Here is a 13,850-nt window from a genome sequence, read left to right on the forward strand (position 1 = left end):
CCAGGAGGATCAATGCGCCGAATAGTCGGGATCGTTCTTTTGGCCCTGGGAGCCTTCCTCATCGTCCTGGCACCCCTCGTGCGTTTCCAGATCGCCGGCAGCCTGATCGCCGCGCCCGCCGCGCAGTACGGCGTCAACAAGCTGGAGGCCGAGGGCGCCCAGTACTTCAGCATCAAGGACCTGAGGGTCATGACCGCCAAGCTCGGCGTCACGGTCACCGTCCGCGGCGACGTGGCGCAGGCCAAGGACGACACGGTCGTCTGGGACGAGTTCACCGCGGTCAACGACGAGACGAACGGCAACCCCGGCATCACCCTGACCGAGCGGCGCAGCGCCTTCAACAAGTACAGCGGTGAGGGCGTCACCTGCTGCTCGGTGAACATCGACAAGAAGCCGGTCACCCTGGAGGGCCAGATCTACAAGTGGCCCTTCGACGTGGAGAAGAAGACCTACAAGGTCTTCAACTCCGTCACGGGCAAGGCGTTCGACGCCCGCTTCGTCGGCGAGGAGCACGTCAACGGCGTGCTCGCCTACCGCTTCGAGCAGGACGTCCCGGAGACCAGGACCGAGACCCGGAACGTGCCCGCCTCCATCCTCGGCATCACCGACACCACCGGTGACGTCCAGGCGGACCGCTACCACACCGGCAAGAACACGTTCTGGGTGGAGCCCGTCACCGGCTCTCCGCTCAAGCAGGAGCAGCAGCGCGACGAGGTCCTGCGCACCCCCGACGGCGCGCACAGCATCACCGCCCTGCGGGCCACCTTCAGGATGACCCCTGAGACGGTCAACACCCTGGTGAACAACGCGGTCGAGAGCAAGAACCAGATCAGCCTCATCAAGGTCACCATCCCGCTGGTCCTGCTCGTGCTCGGCATCGTCCTGCTGGCGGCGGGGTTCTTCGTGGCCCGCGGCGCGCACGCCAGGGCGTGACGGGCGAGGAGAGAACCGCCGAACGGTCGCCGGCGGACCCGCCGGCGACCGTCCGCACCCGCCGGCGGTTCTCCCCGGCCGCGCTGGTGCGGGCCTGCCGGCCCCGCCAGTGGCTGAAGAACACCCTGGTCCTCGCCGCCCCCGGGGCGGCCGGCGTGCTGGGCACCGCCGAGGGCCTGCGGGGCTCGCTGATCGCCTTCGCCGCCTTCTGCCTGGCCGCGAGCGGCACCTACCTCCTCAACGACGCCGCGGACGTCGAGGCCGACCGGAGGCATCCCCGCAAGCGGTTCCGCCCCGTCGCGGCGGGCCTGGTCCCGGTCGCGCTCGCCAGGGCCGCCGGGGCCGCGCTGACGGCAGCGGCCCCGGCGACCGCCGCGCTCTCCGGCGACTGGCGGCTGCCCGCGGTCGTCGCGGGCTACCTGGCGCTGACCTTCTCCTACACGTTCTGGCTCAAGCACCAGCCGGTGGTCGACCTGGTCGCGGTCGCGGCCTGCCACGTGATCCGGGCCTTCGCCGGCGCGGTCGCCGTGGACGTGCCGGTGACGAGCTGGTTCCTCGTGGTGGTCTCGCTCGGCTCGCTGCAGCTGGTGGCGGGCAAGCGCGAGGCCGAGGTGCGCGCCGCGCGGCGCAACGCCAGCGGGAACACCACGCGGGCGATCCTGGCCTCCTACAGCCCCGCCTATCTCACCCAGGTCCGCACCATGGCCTCGGGCGCGATGATCGTCACCTACTGCCTGTGGGCGCTGAACGAGCCCACCGGCCTGCCGTTCCACGCCGTGAGCATCGTGCCCTTCGTCCTCATCGTGCTCCGGCACAATCTCCTGGTGGACCGGGGCGCCGGGGAGGAGCCGGAGGAGCTCGCCCTGAGCGACCGTCCCCTGCAGCTGTTCATCGCCGCCCTGCTGGTGTCCCTGACGATCGGCATCTACCTCACATGAAGACCTCCGCACCACCCGGAACGACCTTCCTGACCGGCTGGGGCCGTACCGCGCCGACCCCGGCCCGGCTGGCCAGGCCCGCCTCGGCGGAGCAGGTCGCCGAGCTCGTACGGCGGGCGCCGGGCCGCGGCGTCGCCGCCCGCGGGCTCGGCCGCTCCTACGGCGACGCCGCGCAGAACTCCGGCGGCCTGGTCGTCGACTGCACCGCCCTGACCGCCTGGTCCCTGGACGAGGGCACCGGCGTGGTCACCGCCGGGGCGGGGCTCAGCCTGCACGACCTGATGGCGGCCCTGGTGCCCAGGGGCTGGTTCGTCCCGGTCACCCCCGGCACCAGGCACGTGACGGTCGGCGGCGCGGTCGCGGCCGACGTGCACGGCAAGAACCACCACGTGGACTCCTCCTTCGGGGCCCACCTGCGCTCGCTGACCCTCGTCACCGCCGGCGGCGCCGTCCGGACGCTGACCCCCGCCGACGAGCTGTTCTGGGCCACGGTGGGCGGCATGGGGCTGACCGGGGTGATCGTCGAGGCGTCCTTCCGGTGCGTGCCGATCGAGACCTCGCGGGTCCGGGTGGACGTCGAGCGGACCCGGGACCTGGACCAGACCCTCGAGACGATGGCCGCCACCGACGACCGCTACCGTTACACGGTCGCCTGGATCGACCTGCTCGCCCGGGGCGGCCGGATGGGCCGGAGCGTGCTCACCCGCGGCGACCACGCCACCCGGGGCGAGCTGCCGCGCGGCGCCGACCCGCTGGAGTTCGCCCCCCGCGCCCTGCTCAAGGCCCCGCCGTGGGCGCCGGGCGGCCTGCTCAACCCGCTGACCGTCCGGGCCTTCAACGAGGCGTGGTACCTCAAGTCCCGTCCCGGCACCTCCGTCCAGGACCTGGCTCCCTTCTTCCACCCGCTGGACTTCGTGGACGGCTGGAACCGGATCTACGGCCCGCGCGGTTTCGTGCAGTACCAGTTCGTGGTGCCGTTCGGGCAGGAGGCGACGCTCCGGCGGATCGTCGCCCGGTTGTCCGCCGAGAACGTGGTCTCCTTCCTGACGGTGCTCAAGCGCTTCGGCCCCGGCACGCCGGGGATGCTCTCGTTCCCGCTGCCCGGCTGGACGCTGGCGCTGGACATCCCGGCGGGGCAGCGCGGCCTGGCCCGCCTGCTGCGCCTGTTCGACGAGCAGGTGGCGGAGGCCGGCGGGCGGATCTACCTGGCCAAGGACTCCCGGATGGCGGCGGAGACGCTGGCCGCGATGTACCCGAGGCTGGCGGAGTGGCGCGGGATCCGCGACGAGGTGGACCCGGCCGGGGTGTTCCGCACCGACCTGGCGCGGAGGCTCGGCCTGTGAGGCGGCCGGAGCAGGAGAGGGGAGCGGCGCGGTGAGGAACGCCCTGGGCTCGGTGGACACGGTGCTGCTGCTGGGCGGCCGGAGCGAGATCGGGCTGGCGATCGTCGAGCGGCTGGTCTCGGGCGGCGCCCGCCGGGTGGTGCTCGCCGCCCGGGACGCGGCCGGCGGCGAGCCGCCGGTGATCGGGAAGGCGGAGGTGCACCTGCTGGACTTCGACGCCTCCCGGCCCGAGACGCACGGCGAGGTGATCGAGGCCGCGGCGGAGCTCGTCGGCGACCTGGACGTGGTGATCCCCGCCTTCGGCGTGCTCGGCAGGCAGGAGGAGTACGACGCCGACCCGGTGGCGGCGGCGCGGGCGGTCGCGGTCAACTACGGCGGGCACGTCTCGGCCGGGCTGGCCGCCGCCCGGCGGCTGCGCGAGCAGGGCCACGGGACGCTGGTGGTGCTCTCCTCGGTGGCCGGGGTCCGGGTGCGCAGGGCCAACTTCGTGTACGGCTCGGCCAAGGCCGGCCTGGACGGCTTCGCCCAGGGCCTCGGGGACGCGCTGCACGGCTCGGGCGCCCGGGTGATGGTGGTGCGGCCGGGCTTCGTCATCGGCAGGATGACCGAGGGCATGACCCCCGCGCCGCTCTCCTCCACCCCCGGGCAGGTCGCCGACGCGGTGGTCGCCGGGCTGCGCTCCGGAGCCGAGGTGGTGTGGGTGCCCGGCGCGCTGCGGCCGGTGTTCGCGGTGATGCGCGCGCTGCCCCGGGCGATCTGGCGCAGAATGCCGCGTTGAAACGTGTTCTCGTTATAGTTACTCGCTAGTAAGGGGGAAATATTCTGTACTAGAACGCGTTGCAGTTCGCCGGGCCCGGTCATACCGTGGGCCCATGCGGACCCGTGTCACGGACATGTTCGGAATCGAGTTCCCGATCTTCGCGTTCAGCCACTGCCGGGACGTCGTCGCCGCGGTCAGCCGCGCCGGCGGGATGGGCGTGCTCGGCGCCCTCTACTTCACCCCGGAAGAGCTCGAGATGGAGCTCAAGTGGATCGACGACCACGTCGACGGCAGGCCGTACGGCGTCGACGTGGTCATGCCCGCCTCCTACGCGGGCGCCGACCTCGGGGTGGACTCCCCGCAGGACCTGGTGGCCCGGCTGCAGGGAATGATCCCCGAGGGGCACCGGAAGTTCGTCGACGACCTGCTGGCCGCGCACGACGTGCCGCCGCTGGGGGAGGAGTCCGACGCGGGCAGGGTCCTGCTCGGCTGGACCGACGCCACCGCCCGGCCGCAGGTCGAGGTCGCGCTCCGGCACCCCATCGCGCTGCTGGCCAACGCGCTCGGCCCGCCCCCCGCCGACATCGTCGAGCTCGCCCACGCGCACGGGGTCAAGGTGGCCGCGCTCGCCTCCACCCCCCGGCACGCGGTCAAGCAGGCCGAGGTCGGCGTGGACGTCGTCGTCGCCCAGGGCACCGAGGCCGGAGGGCACACCGGTGAGATCTCCACGATGGTGCTCATCCCGCAGGTCGTGGACGCGGTGGACGTGCCCGTGCTCGCCGCCGGGGGCATCGGTGACGGCCGCCAGATGGCCGCGGGCATGGCACTCGGCGCGGAGGGCGTGTGGACCGGGTCGATCTGGCTGACCGTGGAGGAGGCCGACACCCCCGAGATGGCCAAGCGGCGCATCCTGGAGGCGACCTCCCGCGACACGGTCCGCTCCCGCTCGTGGACCGGCAAGCCCGCCCGGCTGCTGAAGAACGAGTGGACCGACGCCTGGGAGTCCGCCGAGTCGCCGGGCACGCTCCCGATGCCGCTCCAGTTCATGCTGATCTCCGACGCGCTCCGCCGGATCGGCCGCTCCGACGCCGCGGAGCTGGCCACCTTCCCGGCAGGCCAGATCATCGGGACCATGAACCAGGTGAAGCCGGCCCGGGACGTGGTCTTCGGCATGGTCGAGCAGTACGTCGAGGCCATGGAGCGCCTGGAGCGACTGACCCGCGACTGACCGGCTGGGCGTCCGCGCCGCGGGTCTCTGTGGCGTGGCGTGTCCGCGCCACCCCGAGCCGGACAGGCGCGCCTAATCGGGATAGACCTGTTGATATCACTCTAAAGCGGGACGTGACATCACCCGTCAGGCGGACGCGCCGGGCAGGAGGCGGGACTACCGTCCATGCGGATGTGCATGAGACGGAAGGAAGACCGGTGAAGTGGATGTCGTGGCTCGGGGCCGGGCTGCTGGTGGCGGCCCTGGTCGCCGCGGGCGTGAGCGTTCTGGCGTTCTCCCGGGCCGCCGAGACCCAGGAGCGGCTGGAGTCGCACCTGGCGAAGGCGGGCGCGCTGCTGAAGGAGGCGGAGAGCGTCAAGGAGGCGGACCCCGCACGCCACGAGGAGCTGAAGCAGGAGGCCGGGCGGTACACCTCCTACGCCGAGTCCGACGGGGAGGAGCACGCCGCACAGCGTGACGGAGCGCGGTACCTCGCCGCCGGAGCGGTCGCCGGCCTGGCCGGGGGCGGCGCGCTGATCATCATCGGCCGGCGCCGGGCCGCGGGCGGGCCGGTCCCCCGGGGGACGTAGCCGCCCCGGCGGCTCCCGCGCCCGGCCGCGCCCTCGGCGACGGCCGGGCGCCCGTCAGCCGGTGATCATGACGACCGTGGCCGCGACCGCGCCGACGGCCAGGAGCGGGCCCCAGAACTGCATCGGCACGAAGAACAGGGTGTGCTGGTTGCGCGGCGCGCCAGGCCGGTCGGCGGGCGGGACGTTCATCCGCACCCCCAGGAACCAGACGGCGACCCCGGCGAGCAGCAGGCCGAGCACCGTGCCGAGGTTGGCCTTCTGCGGGTCCGCTCCCAGCACCGTGCCGAGGAACGTGCCTCCGCCCGCCAGCGCCCCCGCCACCAGGACGACCAGGATTCCCCATCCGCGCCAAACGATCATTTCTCCTCCTTGCACGGGAACGGCCCGCCGCTCCGGCCGGTTGCCGGGACGGCGGAGCGGCCCTCGGGAGAGGGCGGTCAGGCAAGGGATGCTAGCGACAGTGATCAACGAATGTCGGCGATCGTCGCGATTGATTCGATTGTTATGGTCGGCCCGATATGTGGCAAAGGTGGTCGCTCCGCCGTTCCATAGAGTGCCGGCGGGCCCGGAGCCGCCGCTCCGGTGGGCTCAGTGGGCGCCGCCTCCGGCGAGGTTGAGGACCACCACGCCGGCGACGATCAGGACGATCCCGGCGACCTTGGCGAGGCTGAGGCTCTCGCCGAGGAAGAGCACGCCGATGGCGGCGATGGCGGCGGTGCCCACCCCCGACCAGACGGCGTAGGCGGTGCCCATCTCCATCTGCAGCTTCAGCGCCCGGGCCAGCAGGAAGAACGCCGTGCCGTACCCGGCCACGACGAGCAGCGACCAGCCTTTGTGGGAGAAGCCGTCGCTGAGCTTGAGCGCGGTGGTGGCCAGGATCTCCGAGACGATCGCCCCCGCCAGCATCAACCAGGCCATGTGCGAGCCTCCCCCTCAAGCCGTGCCGTACCGGTGCCTTCCCGGCGGGAGTGTATCGGCACCGTCCCCGAGGACGGCGATCACTTCGTGAGAGGTTCCCCCGTCCCGCCGCCGTGCTCCAGCCGGTCGACGGCGGCCCGCAGGCGGCGGGCGTTCTCCGGGCTCCCGTCGCGGGGGAACCGGTCGCCGGACGGCAACTGGTCGTCGATGAGCTCCAGCAGCGCGGCGTGCGTCTCCCGGTCGGCCGCCACGACGAGCCCGCCCGCGCCGGTGTGCGGCGGCCGGCCGTCGAGGCCGGTCACCACGCATCCGGCGGCCCGGCACAACGCGATCCCGGCGGCGAAGTGCACGCTGTCGCGCAGATGGCCGTCGGTGACGTACGCGGCGCGCCGACCGGCGGCGACCCTCGCCACCGCCAGGGTGGTGGAGACGACGCGCGGCCGGAAGCGCTCGATGAATTCCGGATCGGCCAGGAGCCGGGCGGCCGGGCGCCTCACTCGCCCCGGTAGACCGGCGGGCGCTTCTCACGGAAGGCCAGGGAGCCCTCCTTGGCGTCCTCGGAGCCGATCACCGGCCAGCCGATGGCGTCGGAGACCTTCAGCGCCTCGGCCTCGGGCAGGCCCTCGACCTCCCGGTAGGTGCGCAGGATCGCCTGCACGGCCAGCGGTCCGCACGCGGCGACCTGCCCGGCCAGCTCCAGCGCCGCCTCCAGGGCCGTGCCGTCCGGGACGACCCGGTTGACCAGGCCCATGGCCAGCGCCTCCCGGGCGGTGACCGCCCGGCCGGTCAGCAGGATGTCCATGGCGAAGGCGTAGGGGATCTGGCGGGGGAGCCGCACCGCCGAGCCGCCCATCGGGAAGAGCGCGCGGCGCGCCTCGAACAGGCCGAGCGTGGCCGACTCGGCGACCACGCGCAGGTCGGTGCCGACGAGCAGCTCGGTGCCGCCGGCCACGGCGTGGCCCTCGACCGCGCAGACGACCGGCTTGGTGGGCCGTGCGCCGGGGTCGCGGAGCAGGCCCTTCCAGTGGTAGTCGGGAATCCGCGCGGCCCGCTCGGCGACCCGGGGGTCGGACGAGGGCCGGCCCATGGCCTTGAGGTCGGCGCCCGCGCAGAAGGTGCCGTGCGCGCCGGTCAGCACGGCGACGCGGACCTCCGGCTCGTCCGAGACGTAGGCCCACGCGTCGGCCAGGCCGACCAGCATGTCCGTGGAGAGGGCGTTCCTGGCCTCGGGCCGGTCCATGGTCACGACGACGACGTGGCCGTCGCGTTCGATCCGGCAGTGCGGCGTGCTGATCGGGAGCAGTTCCACTGGCGACCTCCGCTTCGGGCAAGCGCTTGGCCGGTGATCATAGATCGGCACGGCGCGCGCCGCCAGGGACCGTCCCGGCACGCGGGACGGGCACGCGGGCGGTGCCGCCCCGGGCTCAGTCCACCAGGTGGGCGTAGACGATGACGTTGTCCTCGTAGTGCCCGGTGGCGGGGTCGAAGGCGCCTCCGCAGGTGATCAGCCGCAGCTCGGGCGCGGAGGTCTCGCCGTACACCTTGTCGGTGGGGAAGGCGTCCTTGTCCACCCGCTCCAGGTCGTCCACGGCGAAGACGGCGGTGCGGCCGTCGGCGCGCCTGACCCTGATCGTGTCGCCGGGGGCGAGGGTGTGCGCCTTGGCGAAGACCGCTGGCCTGCCGTGGGCGTCCACGTGCCCGAGCAGCACGGCGGGGCCGGCCTCGCCGGGCGTCGGGCGGTGCTTGTACCAGCCGACCAGCTCGGGGCGGTTCAGCGGAGGGACCTCGACGGTCTGGTCCGGGTTGAGGCCGACCGGGTCGATCGGCGCGCCCTTCACCCCGATCGCCGGGATGTCGAGGCCGACCGGCTCGGAGGCGGCCAGCGGCTCGGCGGCGGTGAAGGCGGGCTTGCCGGCGGCCGGGACGCGGCCCTCCTCGCGGGAGGACCCGGAGGGCTTCGCGCGCCCGGAAGGCCCGCGCGACCCGGAGGAGCCGTCGGAGGGGGACTCGGAGGGGCCGGAGGCGGCCGTTCCCCGGGCGGGGAGGGCCGACGGGGGGTCGTCGGTCAGCGCGGCTCCGGTGACGAGCGCGCCGCTGACGATCGCGAGCGCCGCGCCCGCGGTGAGGACGATGCGGCGCATGGAGGGGGTGAGGCCGGGCATGGCCGTGTCACCTGCCTTGGGTCGGGATGGTCGGGAGCCGGGACGCGGACCGCCCGGGGCACGGACCGGGCGGTCCGCGACCCGGGACGGGTCCTCGGTTCTCGGATCCTCAGTTCTCGAAGCGGCGGGAGAACAGCGCCGCGCCGGAGCCGCCCGCGATCAGCGCGCCGCCGAGCACCAGGGAGCCGAGGGCGGAGCCGCCGGTGGCGGAGGGGTTCGCGGCGAGGTTCCGCTCGATGCGCCCGCCGCCGGTCTGCGCGCCGCCCCGCGGGGTGTAGTCGTGGCTGGCCTTGACCTTCCAGGTCAGGACGGTCAACTTGGCCGAGGACTTCTGGCCGTTGGGCAGCTTGGCGGTGAACCAGTAGGAGCCCGCGTCGGTGCTGGACGGCACGTGGAACTTCTTGATGGCGGTGCCGTTCTTGTCGACCTTGACGGTGAACGGCTCGCCGGCCGGGTCGTAGATGGTGACCTTGGTGCCAGGCGCCACGTGCGTGGTCGCGACGAGGGCGGTGAACTTCCCGCCGGCGAAGACCGTGTCCGGGGTCAGGTCCAGGGCGATCCGGCCCGCGCGGACGTGGTGCTTGACGACGGTCAGCACCGCGGAGTCGCAGGCGCCGTCCGGCAGCGTGGCCGAGACCGTGTGCCGGCCGGGCTTGGTGCCCTTGGGGACGGTCAGGGTGATCCGGGCGGTGCCGCGCGCGTCGAGCCTGGCCCGGTGGGTGCGGCCGCCCGGGTCCTTGACGGTGACCACGGTGCCCGGCTTCGCCTTCTCGGTGGTGATGACGGCCCGGTAGCTCTGGCCGGCCAGGCGGGTGCCCGGGTCGAGCCGGAGGCCGAGCTTCGCGGCGGGGGCGGGCTTGACGACGATCCACGCCTCGCCCGGCGTGAGGCCGCGGATGCCGGCGCGCACGGTGTGCTCACCGAGGCGGGCGTCGGCCGGGACCTTCATCCGGATCACGGCCCGGTCGTCGCGGACGCGGCCGAGGGCCTTCTCGCCGCCGACGCCGCGGACGAGGACCGGCTCGCCGTTCTCCACGTTCTCGGTGCGGACGGTCACGGTGTAGGAGGCGCCGCGGACGAGGGCGCCCGGGGTGACGTCGACGCGGTCGATGAGCGGCCGCCTGCCGATCTCGGCCTGCGGCGGCTCCTGCTGCGCCGGCTCGGCAGGCTGCGCCGGAGTGGTCGCCGGGGTGGTCTCGGCGGGCTCCGGCAGGGGGTCGGGCTGCTCCGAGGGCTTGGTGTGCTCCCGGGTCTCCCCGGACTCCTCCGAGGGCGCCGGGTCGGCGGCCGGGGCGGTCTGCTGCTCCACCTCGGGGGTGGTCGCGGGGGCGTCCGCGCCGGGCGCGGTGACGGCGGCGTCGGTCTTCTCCTGCGCCTCGGTCGTGCTGACAGCGGACTCGGCCGGGGCGCCGTCGATGTCGTCGGCGAACGCCGGAGAAGCGGTCAGTACGGCGAGGCCGAGGGCACCGGCGGCTGCCAGGGACTTGGTGAAACGCATGATCTCCCCATAACGGAGACGGCGGCTGGTCAGTAGGAGTCCAGCTAGGGGACGCTGTCTCTCGGTCTTCATCCTGACCGAGCAAAATTCGTAATCGGAACAAATAGGCAGCTTCGCCCCAAAACTTGACTCTCTCCTTACCTTATAGCAACGGAGAGTAACCATGAGGCCGCCATTCGTGAGGAGAAGGTAAAGCCCGGACAGGCGAAAGGTTTAAAATCAAACGCTTGTTAGGTGACGTTCGGCGGGTTAGTCTGCCCCTGCGCACAAGAACACGTTCTCGTGCGTGACCTCCCGCGTCGCCGGCCGTCCTGACGCGACCTCCCCGGACGCGTCTCGCTCCGGCGGCCCGGGTGCCTTCCGACCAGAGGGGACCTGCGATGGGCACGCTCGGCTTCTGGAGACTGGCGCAGGCGGATCCTGACTGGATTGCGGCCGTGGACCCGGACGGCACCGAACACCGCGCCGGCGACCTGCTGGCCCGCGCCAACCGGCTCGTCCACGGCCTGCGGGAGCTGGGCCTGGAAGCCGGGGACGGCATCTGCGGCCTGGCCCCGAACGGGGCGGACGGGCTGGTGCTCTACCTGGCGGCGCTGCAGGCCGGGTGGTACTACACCCCGGTCAACTGGCACCTGACCGGTCCCGAGATCGGCTACATCGTCGCCGACAGCGAGGCCAGGGCCTTCTTCGTCCACGAGCGGCACGCCGCCGAGGGCATGCGCGGCGCCGCGGAGTCCGGCATCGCCGCCGACCGCGTCTTCGCCCTCGGCCGCGTCGACGGGGCCCGGCCGCTTTCGGACCTGACCGACGGCCGCCCGGACAGCCTGCCGCCCGACCGCACGGCGGGCGCCACCATGCACTACACCTCCGGCACCACGGGCCGGCCCAAGGGCGTGCGCCGCCCGCTCAACGGCCTGGACCCGGACGACTCGGCCGAGCTGATGTCCTTCCTGCTCTCCCTGTTCGGCATCACCACCGGCAAGGAGAACGTCCACCTGGTCACCTCGCCGAGCTACCACACCGCCGTCACCCAGTTCGGCGGCACGGCGCTGCACATGGGCCACACCCTCGTCTACATGGACCGCTGGGACGCCGAGGAGATGCTCCGGCTCTGCGAGCGGTACCGCGTCACCAACTCGCACCTGGTCCCCACCCACTTCAAGCGTCTGCTCGCGCTCCCGGAGGAGACCCGGCGCCGCCACGACCTGTCCTCGCTGAGGTGGATGATCCACGCCGCCGCGCCCTGCCCGGTCCCGGTCAAGCAGGCGATGCTCGAGTGGTGGGGCGACGTCGTCTACGAGTACTACGCGGCCACCGAGGGCGGCGGCACGATCGCCACCCCGGAGGGCTGGAAGAAGTACCCCGGCACCGTCGGCACCGCCTGGCCGATCAGCGAGATCCTCATCGTGGACGAGAACCTCGAGCCCGTCCCCGCCGGGACCCCCGGCACGGTCTACATCAAGATGATGGGCGCCTCCTTCGAGTACAAGGGCGACCCCGCCAAGACGGAGGCCAACCGGCTGCGCGACTTCTTCACCGTCGGGGACATCGGCTACCTGAACGAGGAGGGCTACCTCTTCCTCTGCGACCGCAAGGCCGACATGATCATCTCGGGCGGGGCCAACATCTACCCGGCCGAGATCGAGAACGAGCTGATGGTCCACCCCAAGGTCGGCGACGTGGCGGTGTTCGGCGTCCCCGACGAGGAGTGGGGCGAGCAGATCAAGGCCGTGGTCGAGCCCGCGCCCGGCGTCGAGCCCTCGCCCGAGCTGGCCGCCGAGCTCCTCGCCTCCCTGGAGGGCCGCCTGGCCAGGATGAAGTGGCCGAAGTCCGTCGACTTCATCGAGGAGATGCCGCGCGAGCCCAACGGCAAGCTCCTCAAACGCCGGCTGCGCGACCCCTACTGGGAGGGACATGACCGTGCCATCTGAGACGGGAGCCGCGACCGGGGAGACGGCCGCCGACAGCGTCACCGGCAGCGTCGCCGATCATGTGCTGGAGTTCCCCGGCGGATACACCCGCACCACCGGGCCGGTGATCGGGCGCTTCCTCACCGAGCTGCGGGACGCGCGGATCGTCGGGGCCCGCACGGCCGCCGGCCGGGTCCTGGTGCCGCCGCTGGAGTACGACCCGGACACCGGCGAGGACGTCACCGGCGAGTTCACCGAGGTCGGCCCGGCCGGGACCGTCGAGAGCCACGCCTGGGTGCAGAACCCCCTGCCCGGCCACCCCCTGGACCGGCCGTTCGCCTGGGCGCTGATCCGCCTGGACGGCGCGGACACCGCGCTGGTCCACGCGGTGGACGCCGGCGAGGCCCGCGCCGTGCGTCCCGGCCTGCGGGTCCGCCCCCGCTGGCGGGCCGAGCGCTCCGGGCGCATCACCGACATCGAGAGCTTCGTCCCCGAGGTCACGAAGATCGTCTCCCCGGTCCGCACGGAGTACCGCCTGCGGCCCGGCCGGGCGCTGGCCCGCTTCCTGGAGGGCGTGGCCGAAGGGGTGTTCATCGGCTGCCGGTGCGGCTCCTGCGGCAAGGTCTACGTGCCCTACCGCCTGTCCTGCCCCGAGTGCGGCGTGCCGATCACCGGCGAGGTGGAGCTGCCCGACACCGGGACGGTCACCACCTTCGCGATCAACAACCTGCCCGACCCGCGCGCCCCCGAGGTGCCGTTCGTCTCGGCCTACATCCTGCTCGACGGCGCGGACGTCCCGATGATCGCGCTGGTCGGCGACGTGCCCGCGCACGAGGTACGGCAGGGCATGCGGGTGCGGGCGGTCTGGGTGCCGGAACAGGAGCGGCTCCCGGCCCCGCACTCGATGTCGAACATCAGGTGGTTCGCCCCCACGGGCGAGCCGGACGCAGAGCTGTAGGGGGAGCGCAGATGCGTGAGGTGGCCGTCGTGGCGTTCGCGCAGACCCGGCACAGCACGGCCGACGAGGGGCTGAGCGAACCGGAGATGCTCCTGCCGGTCATCGAGGAGGTGCGCGGCCGCTCGGGCCTGCGCACGTTCGGCTTCACCTGCTCGGGGAGCTGCGACTACCTCGCCGGGGCGCCGTTCTCGTTCGTCTCCGCGCTCGACGCGCTCGGCGCCTGGCCGCCGATCTCCGAGAGCCACGTGGAGATGGACGCCGCCTGGGCGCTGTACGAGGCGTGGGTCCGGCTCCAGCACGGCGACGTCGACTCGGCGCTGGTCTACGGCTTCGGCAAGCCGTCCCAGACGGACCCGCACCGGCTGATGACCCTCCAGCTCGACCCCTACTACCTGGCCCCGCTCGGCCTGGACCAGGTCTCCTACGCCGCGCTGGCGGCCTCGGCACGCGGGGCGGACCGGGCCGAGCTGGACGAGGTCGTACGGCGCAGCCGGGCCGCCGGGCGGGCCAACCCCTACGCCCTCGACCTGCCCGACCCGGAAGGGGAGGAGACCGCCGTCGCCCCGCTGCGGCCGTACGACATCGCGCCGCCGGCCGACGGCGCCGCCGCGGTGGTGCTGGCGGGCGGGGGCC

The 13,850-nt window shown here is 73.1% G+C and carries 14 protein-coding genes and 1 pseudogene; 9 read left to right on the plus strand and 6 right to left on the minus strand.

Annotated elements, in window-relative coordinates:
* Window positions 1-12 precede the first annotated feature (12 nt).
* The 6 genes from ACFOWE_RS07460 (at window position 13) to ACFOWE_RS07485 (ending at window position 5,771) form a co-directional block, all read left to right on the plus strand.
* Window positions 13-933 carry a DUF3068 domain-containing protein gene (locus ACFOWE_RS07460; RefSeq protein ID WP_377286311.1) on the plus strand — a complete coding sequence of 307 codons (921 nt, stop codon included), beginning with the start codon at window positions 13-15 and terminating at the stop codon, window positions 931-933.
* Complete coding sequence (locus ACFOWE_RS07465) at window positions 930-1,871, plus strand: decaprenyl-phosphate phosphoribosyltransferase (RefSeq protein WP_377286312.1); 942 nt, start codon at window positions 930-932, stop codon at window positions 1,869-1,871. Before ACFOWE_RS07460 ends, ACFOWE_RS07465 begins: the two co-directional genes overlap by 4 nt.
* Window positions 1,868-3,214, plus strand: coding sequence for an FAD-binding oxidoreductase (locus ACFOWE_RS07470; protein WP_377286313.1), 1,347 nt, complete (start codon window positions 1,868-1,870; stop codon window positions 3,212-3,214). The genes ACFOWE_RS07465 and ACFOWE_RS07470 overlap by 4 nt, the downstream gene beginning before the upstream one ends.
* 31 nt (window positions 3,215-3,245) lie before the next feature.
* Window positions 3,246-3,992, plus strand: coding sequence for a decaprenylphospho-beta-D-erythro-pentofuranosid-2-ulose 2-reductase (locus tag ACFOWE_RS07475; RefSeq protein WP_377286314.1), 747 nt, complete (start codon window positions 3,246-3,248; stop codon window positions 3,990-3,992).
* A 94-nt stretch (window positions 3,993-4,086) separates the two neighbouring features.
* Complete coding sequence (locus ACFOWE_RS07480) at window positions 4,087-5,202, plus strand: NAD(P)H-dependent flavin oxidoreductase (RefSeq protein WP_377286316.1); 1,116 nt, start codon at window positions 4,087-4,089, stop codon at window positions 5,200-5,202.
* A gap of 197 nt (window positions 5,203-5,399) precedes the next feature.
* Window positions 5,400-5,771, plus strand: coding sequence for a hypothetical protein (locus tag ACFOWE_RS07485; RefSeq protein WP_377286317.1), 372 nt, complete (start codon window positions 5,400-5,402; stop codon window positions 5,769-5,771).
* Between the two features lie 54 nt (window positions 5,772-5,825).
* On the opposite strand, the gene ACFOWE_RS07490 is transcribed toward ACFOWE_RS07485, so the two are convergent.
* The 6 genes from ACFOWE_RS07490 to ACFOWE_RS07515 all read right to left on the minus strand — a co-directional run bounded on the left by ACFOWE_RS07490 (window position 5,826) and on the right by ACFOWE_RS07515 (window position 10,349).
* A complete protein-coding gene (locus tag ACFOWE_RS07490; RefSeq protein ID WP_377286319.1) occupies window positions 5,826-6,131 on the minus strand; it encodes a hypothetical protein in 306 nt (101 codons plus the stop codon).
* A gap of 228 nt (window positions 6,132-6,359) precedes the next feature.
* Window positions 6,360-6,689 (minus strand): DMT family transporter, encoded by a 330-nt coding sequence (locus tag ACFOWE_RS07495; protein ID WP_377286321.1) that lies wholly within the window; start codon window positions 6,687-6,689, stop codon window positions 6,360-6,362.
* Between the two features lie 80 nt (window positions 6,690-6,769).
* A complete protein-coding gene (locus tag ACFOWE_RS07500; protein WP_377286322.1) occupies window positions 6,770-7,186 on the minus strand; it encodes an inositol monophosphatase family protein in 417 nt (138 codons plus the stop codon).
* Window positions 7,183-7,998 (minus strand): crotonase/enoyl-CoA hydratase family protein, encoded by an 816-nt coding sequence (locus tag ACFOWE_RS07505; protein WP_377286323.1) that lies wholly within the window; start codon window positions 7,996-7,998, stop codon window positions 7,183-7,185. Before ACFOWE_RS07505 ends, ACFOWE_RS07500 begins: the two co-directional genes overlap by 4 nt.
* A gap of 115 nt (window positions 7,999-8,113) precedes the next feature.
* Window positions 8,114-8,851, minus strand: coding sequence for a class F sortase (locus tag ACFOWE_RS07510; protein WP_377286325.1), 738 nt, complete (start codon window positions 8,849-8,851; stop codon window positions 8,114-8,116).
* A 109-nt stretch (window positions 8,852-8,960) separates the two neighbouring features.
* Window positions 8,961-10,349: a hypothetical protein gene (locus ACFOWE_RS07515; protein WP_377286326.1), complete on the minus strand. Its 1,389-nt coding sequence runs from the start codon at window positions 10,347-10,349 to the stop codon at window positions 8,961-8,963.
* Window positions 10,350-10,729: 380 nt separating this feature from the next.
* Here ACFOWE_RS07515 and ACFOWE_RS07520 point away from each other — a divergent pair, with 380 nt between their 5' ends.
* The 3 genes and pseudogenes from ACFOWE_RS07520 to ACFOWE_RS07530 form a co-directional block, all read left to right on the plus strand.
* The gene (locus tag ACFOWE_RS07520) at window positions 10,730-12,280 is read left to right on the plus strand and encodes an acyl-CoA synthetase (RefSeq protein ID WP_377286327.1); all 1,551 of its coding nucleotides are present in this window, start codon (window positions 10,730-10,732) and stop codon (window positions 12,278-12,280) included.
* Window positions 12,264-13,217 carry a Zn-ribbon domain-containing OB-fold protein gene (locus ACFOWE_RS07525; protein WP_377286328.1) on the plus strand — a complete coding sequence of 318 codons (954 nt, stop codon included), beginning with the start codon at window positions 12,264-12,266 and terminating at the stop codon, window positions 13,215-13,217. The genes ACFOWE_RS07520 and ACFOWE_RS07525 overlap by 17 nt, the downstream gene beginning before the upstream one ends.
* 11 nt (window positions 13,218-13,228) lie before the next feature.
* Window positions 13,229-13,850: pseudogene (locus ACFOWE_RS07530) on the plus strand (lipid-transfer protein); the annotation flags it as partial.

This window comes from Planomonospora corallina, from assembly GCF_042650625.1.
Classification (GTDB): domain Bacteria; phylum Actinomycetota; class Actinomycetes; order Streptosporangiales; family Streptosporangiaceae; genus Planomonospora_B; species Planomonospora_B corallina.

Excerpts from the sequence above, each read along its gene's own strand:
- ACFOWE_RS07490 (WP_377286319.1), bottom strand. The coding sequence starts at position 6,131 with ATGATCGTTTGGCGCGGATGGGGAATCCTGGTCGTCCTGGTGGCGGGG.
- ACFOWE_RS07495 (WP_377286321.1), bottom strand. The coding sequence starts at position 6,689 with ATGGCCTGGTTGATGCTGGCGGGGGCGATCGTCTCGGAGATCCTGGCC.
- ACFOWE_RS07515 (WP_377286326.1), bottom strand. The coding sequence starts at position 10,349 with ATGCGTTTCACCAAGTCCCTGGCAGCCGCCGGTGCCCTCGGCCTCGCC.
- ACFOWE_RS07525 (WP_377286328.1), top strand. The coding sequence starts at position 12,264 with ATGACCGTGCCATCTGAGACGGGAGCCGCGACCGGGGAGACGGCCGCC.
- ACFOWE_RS07460 (WP_377286311.1), top strand. The coding sequence starts at position 13 with ATGCGCCGAATAGTCGGGATCGTTCTTTTGGCCCTGGGAGCCTTCCTC.
- ACFOWE_RS07480 (WP_377286316.1), top strand. The coding sequence starts at position 4,087 with ATGCGGACCCGTGTCACGGACATGTTCGGAATCGAGTTCCCGATCTTC.
- ACFOWE_RS07520 (WP_377286327.1), top strand. The coding sequence starts at position 10,730 with ATGGGCACGCTCGGCTTCTGGAGACTGGCGCAGGCGGATCCTGACTGG.
- ACFOWE_RS07470 (WP_377286313.1), top strand. The coding sequence starts at position 1,868 with ATGAAGACCTCCGCACCACCCGGAACGACCTTCCTGACCGGCTGGGGC.
- ACFOWE_RS07510 (WP_377286325.1), bottom strand. The coding sequence starts at position 8,851 with ATGCCCGGCCTCACCCCCTCCATGCGCCGCATCGTCCTCACCGCGGGC.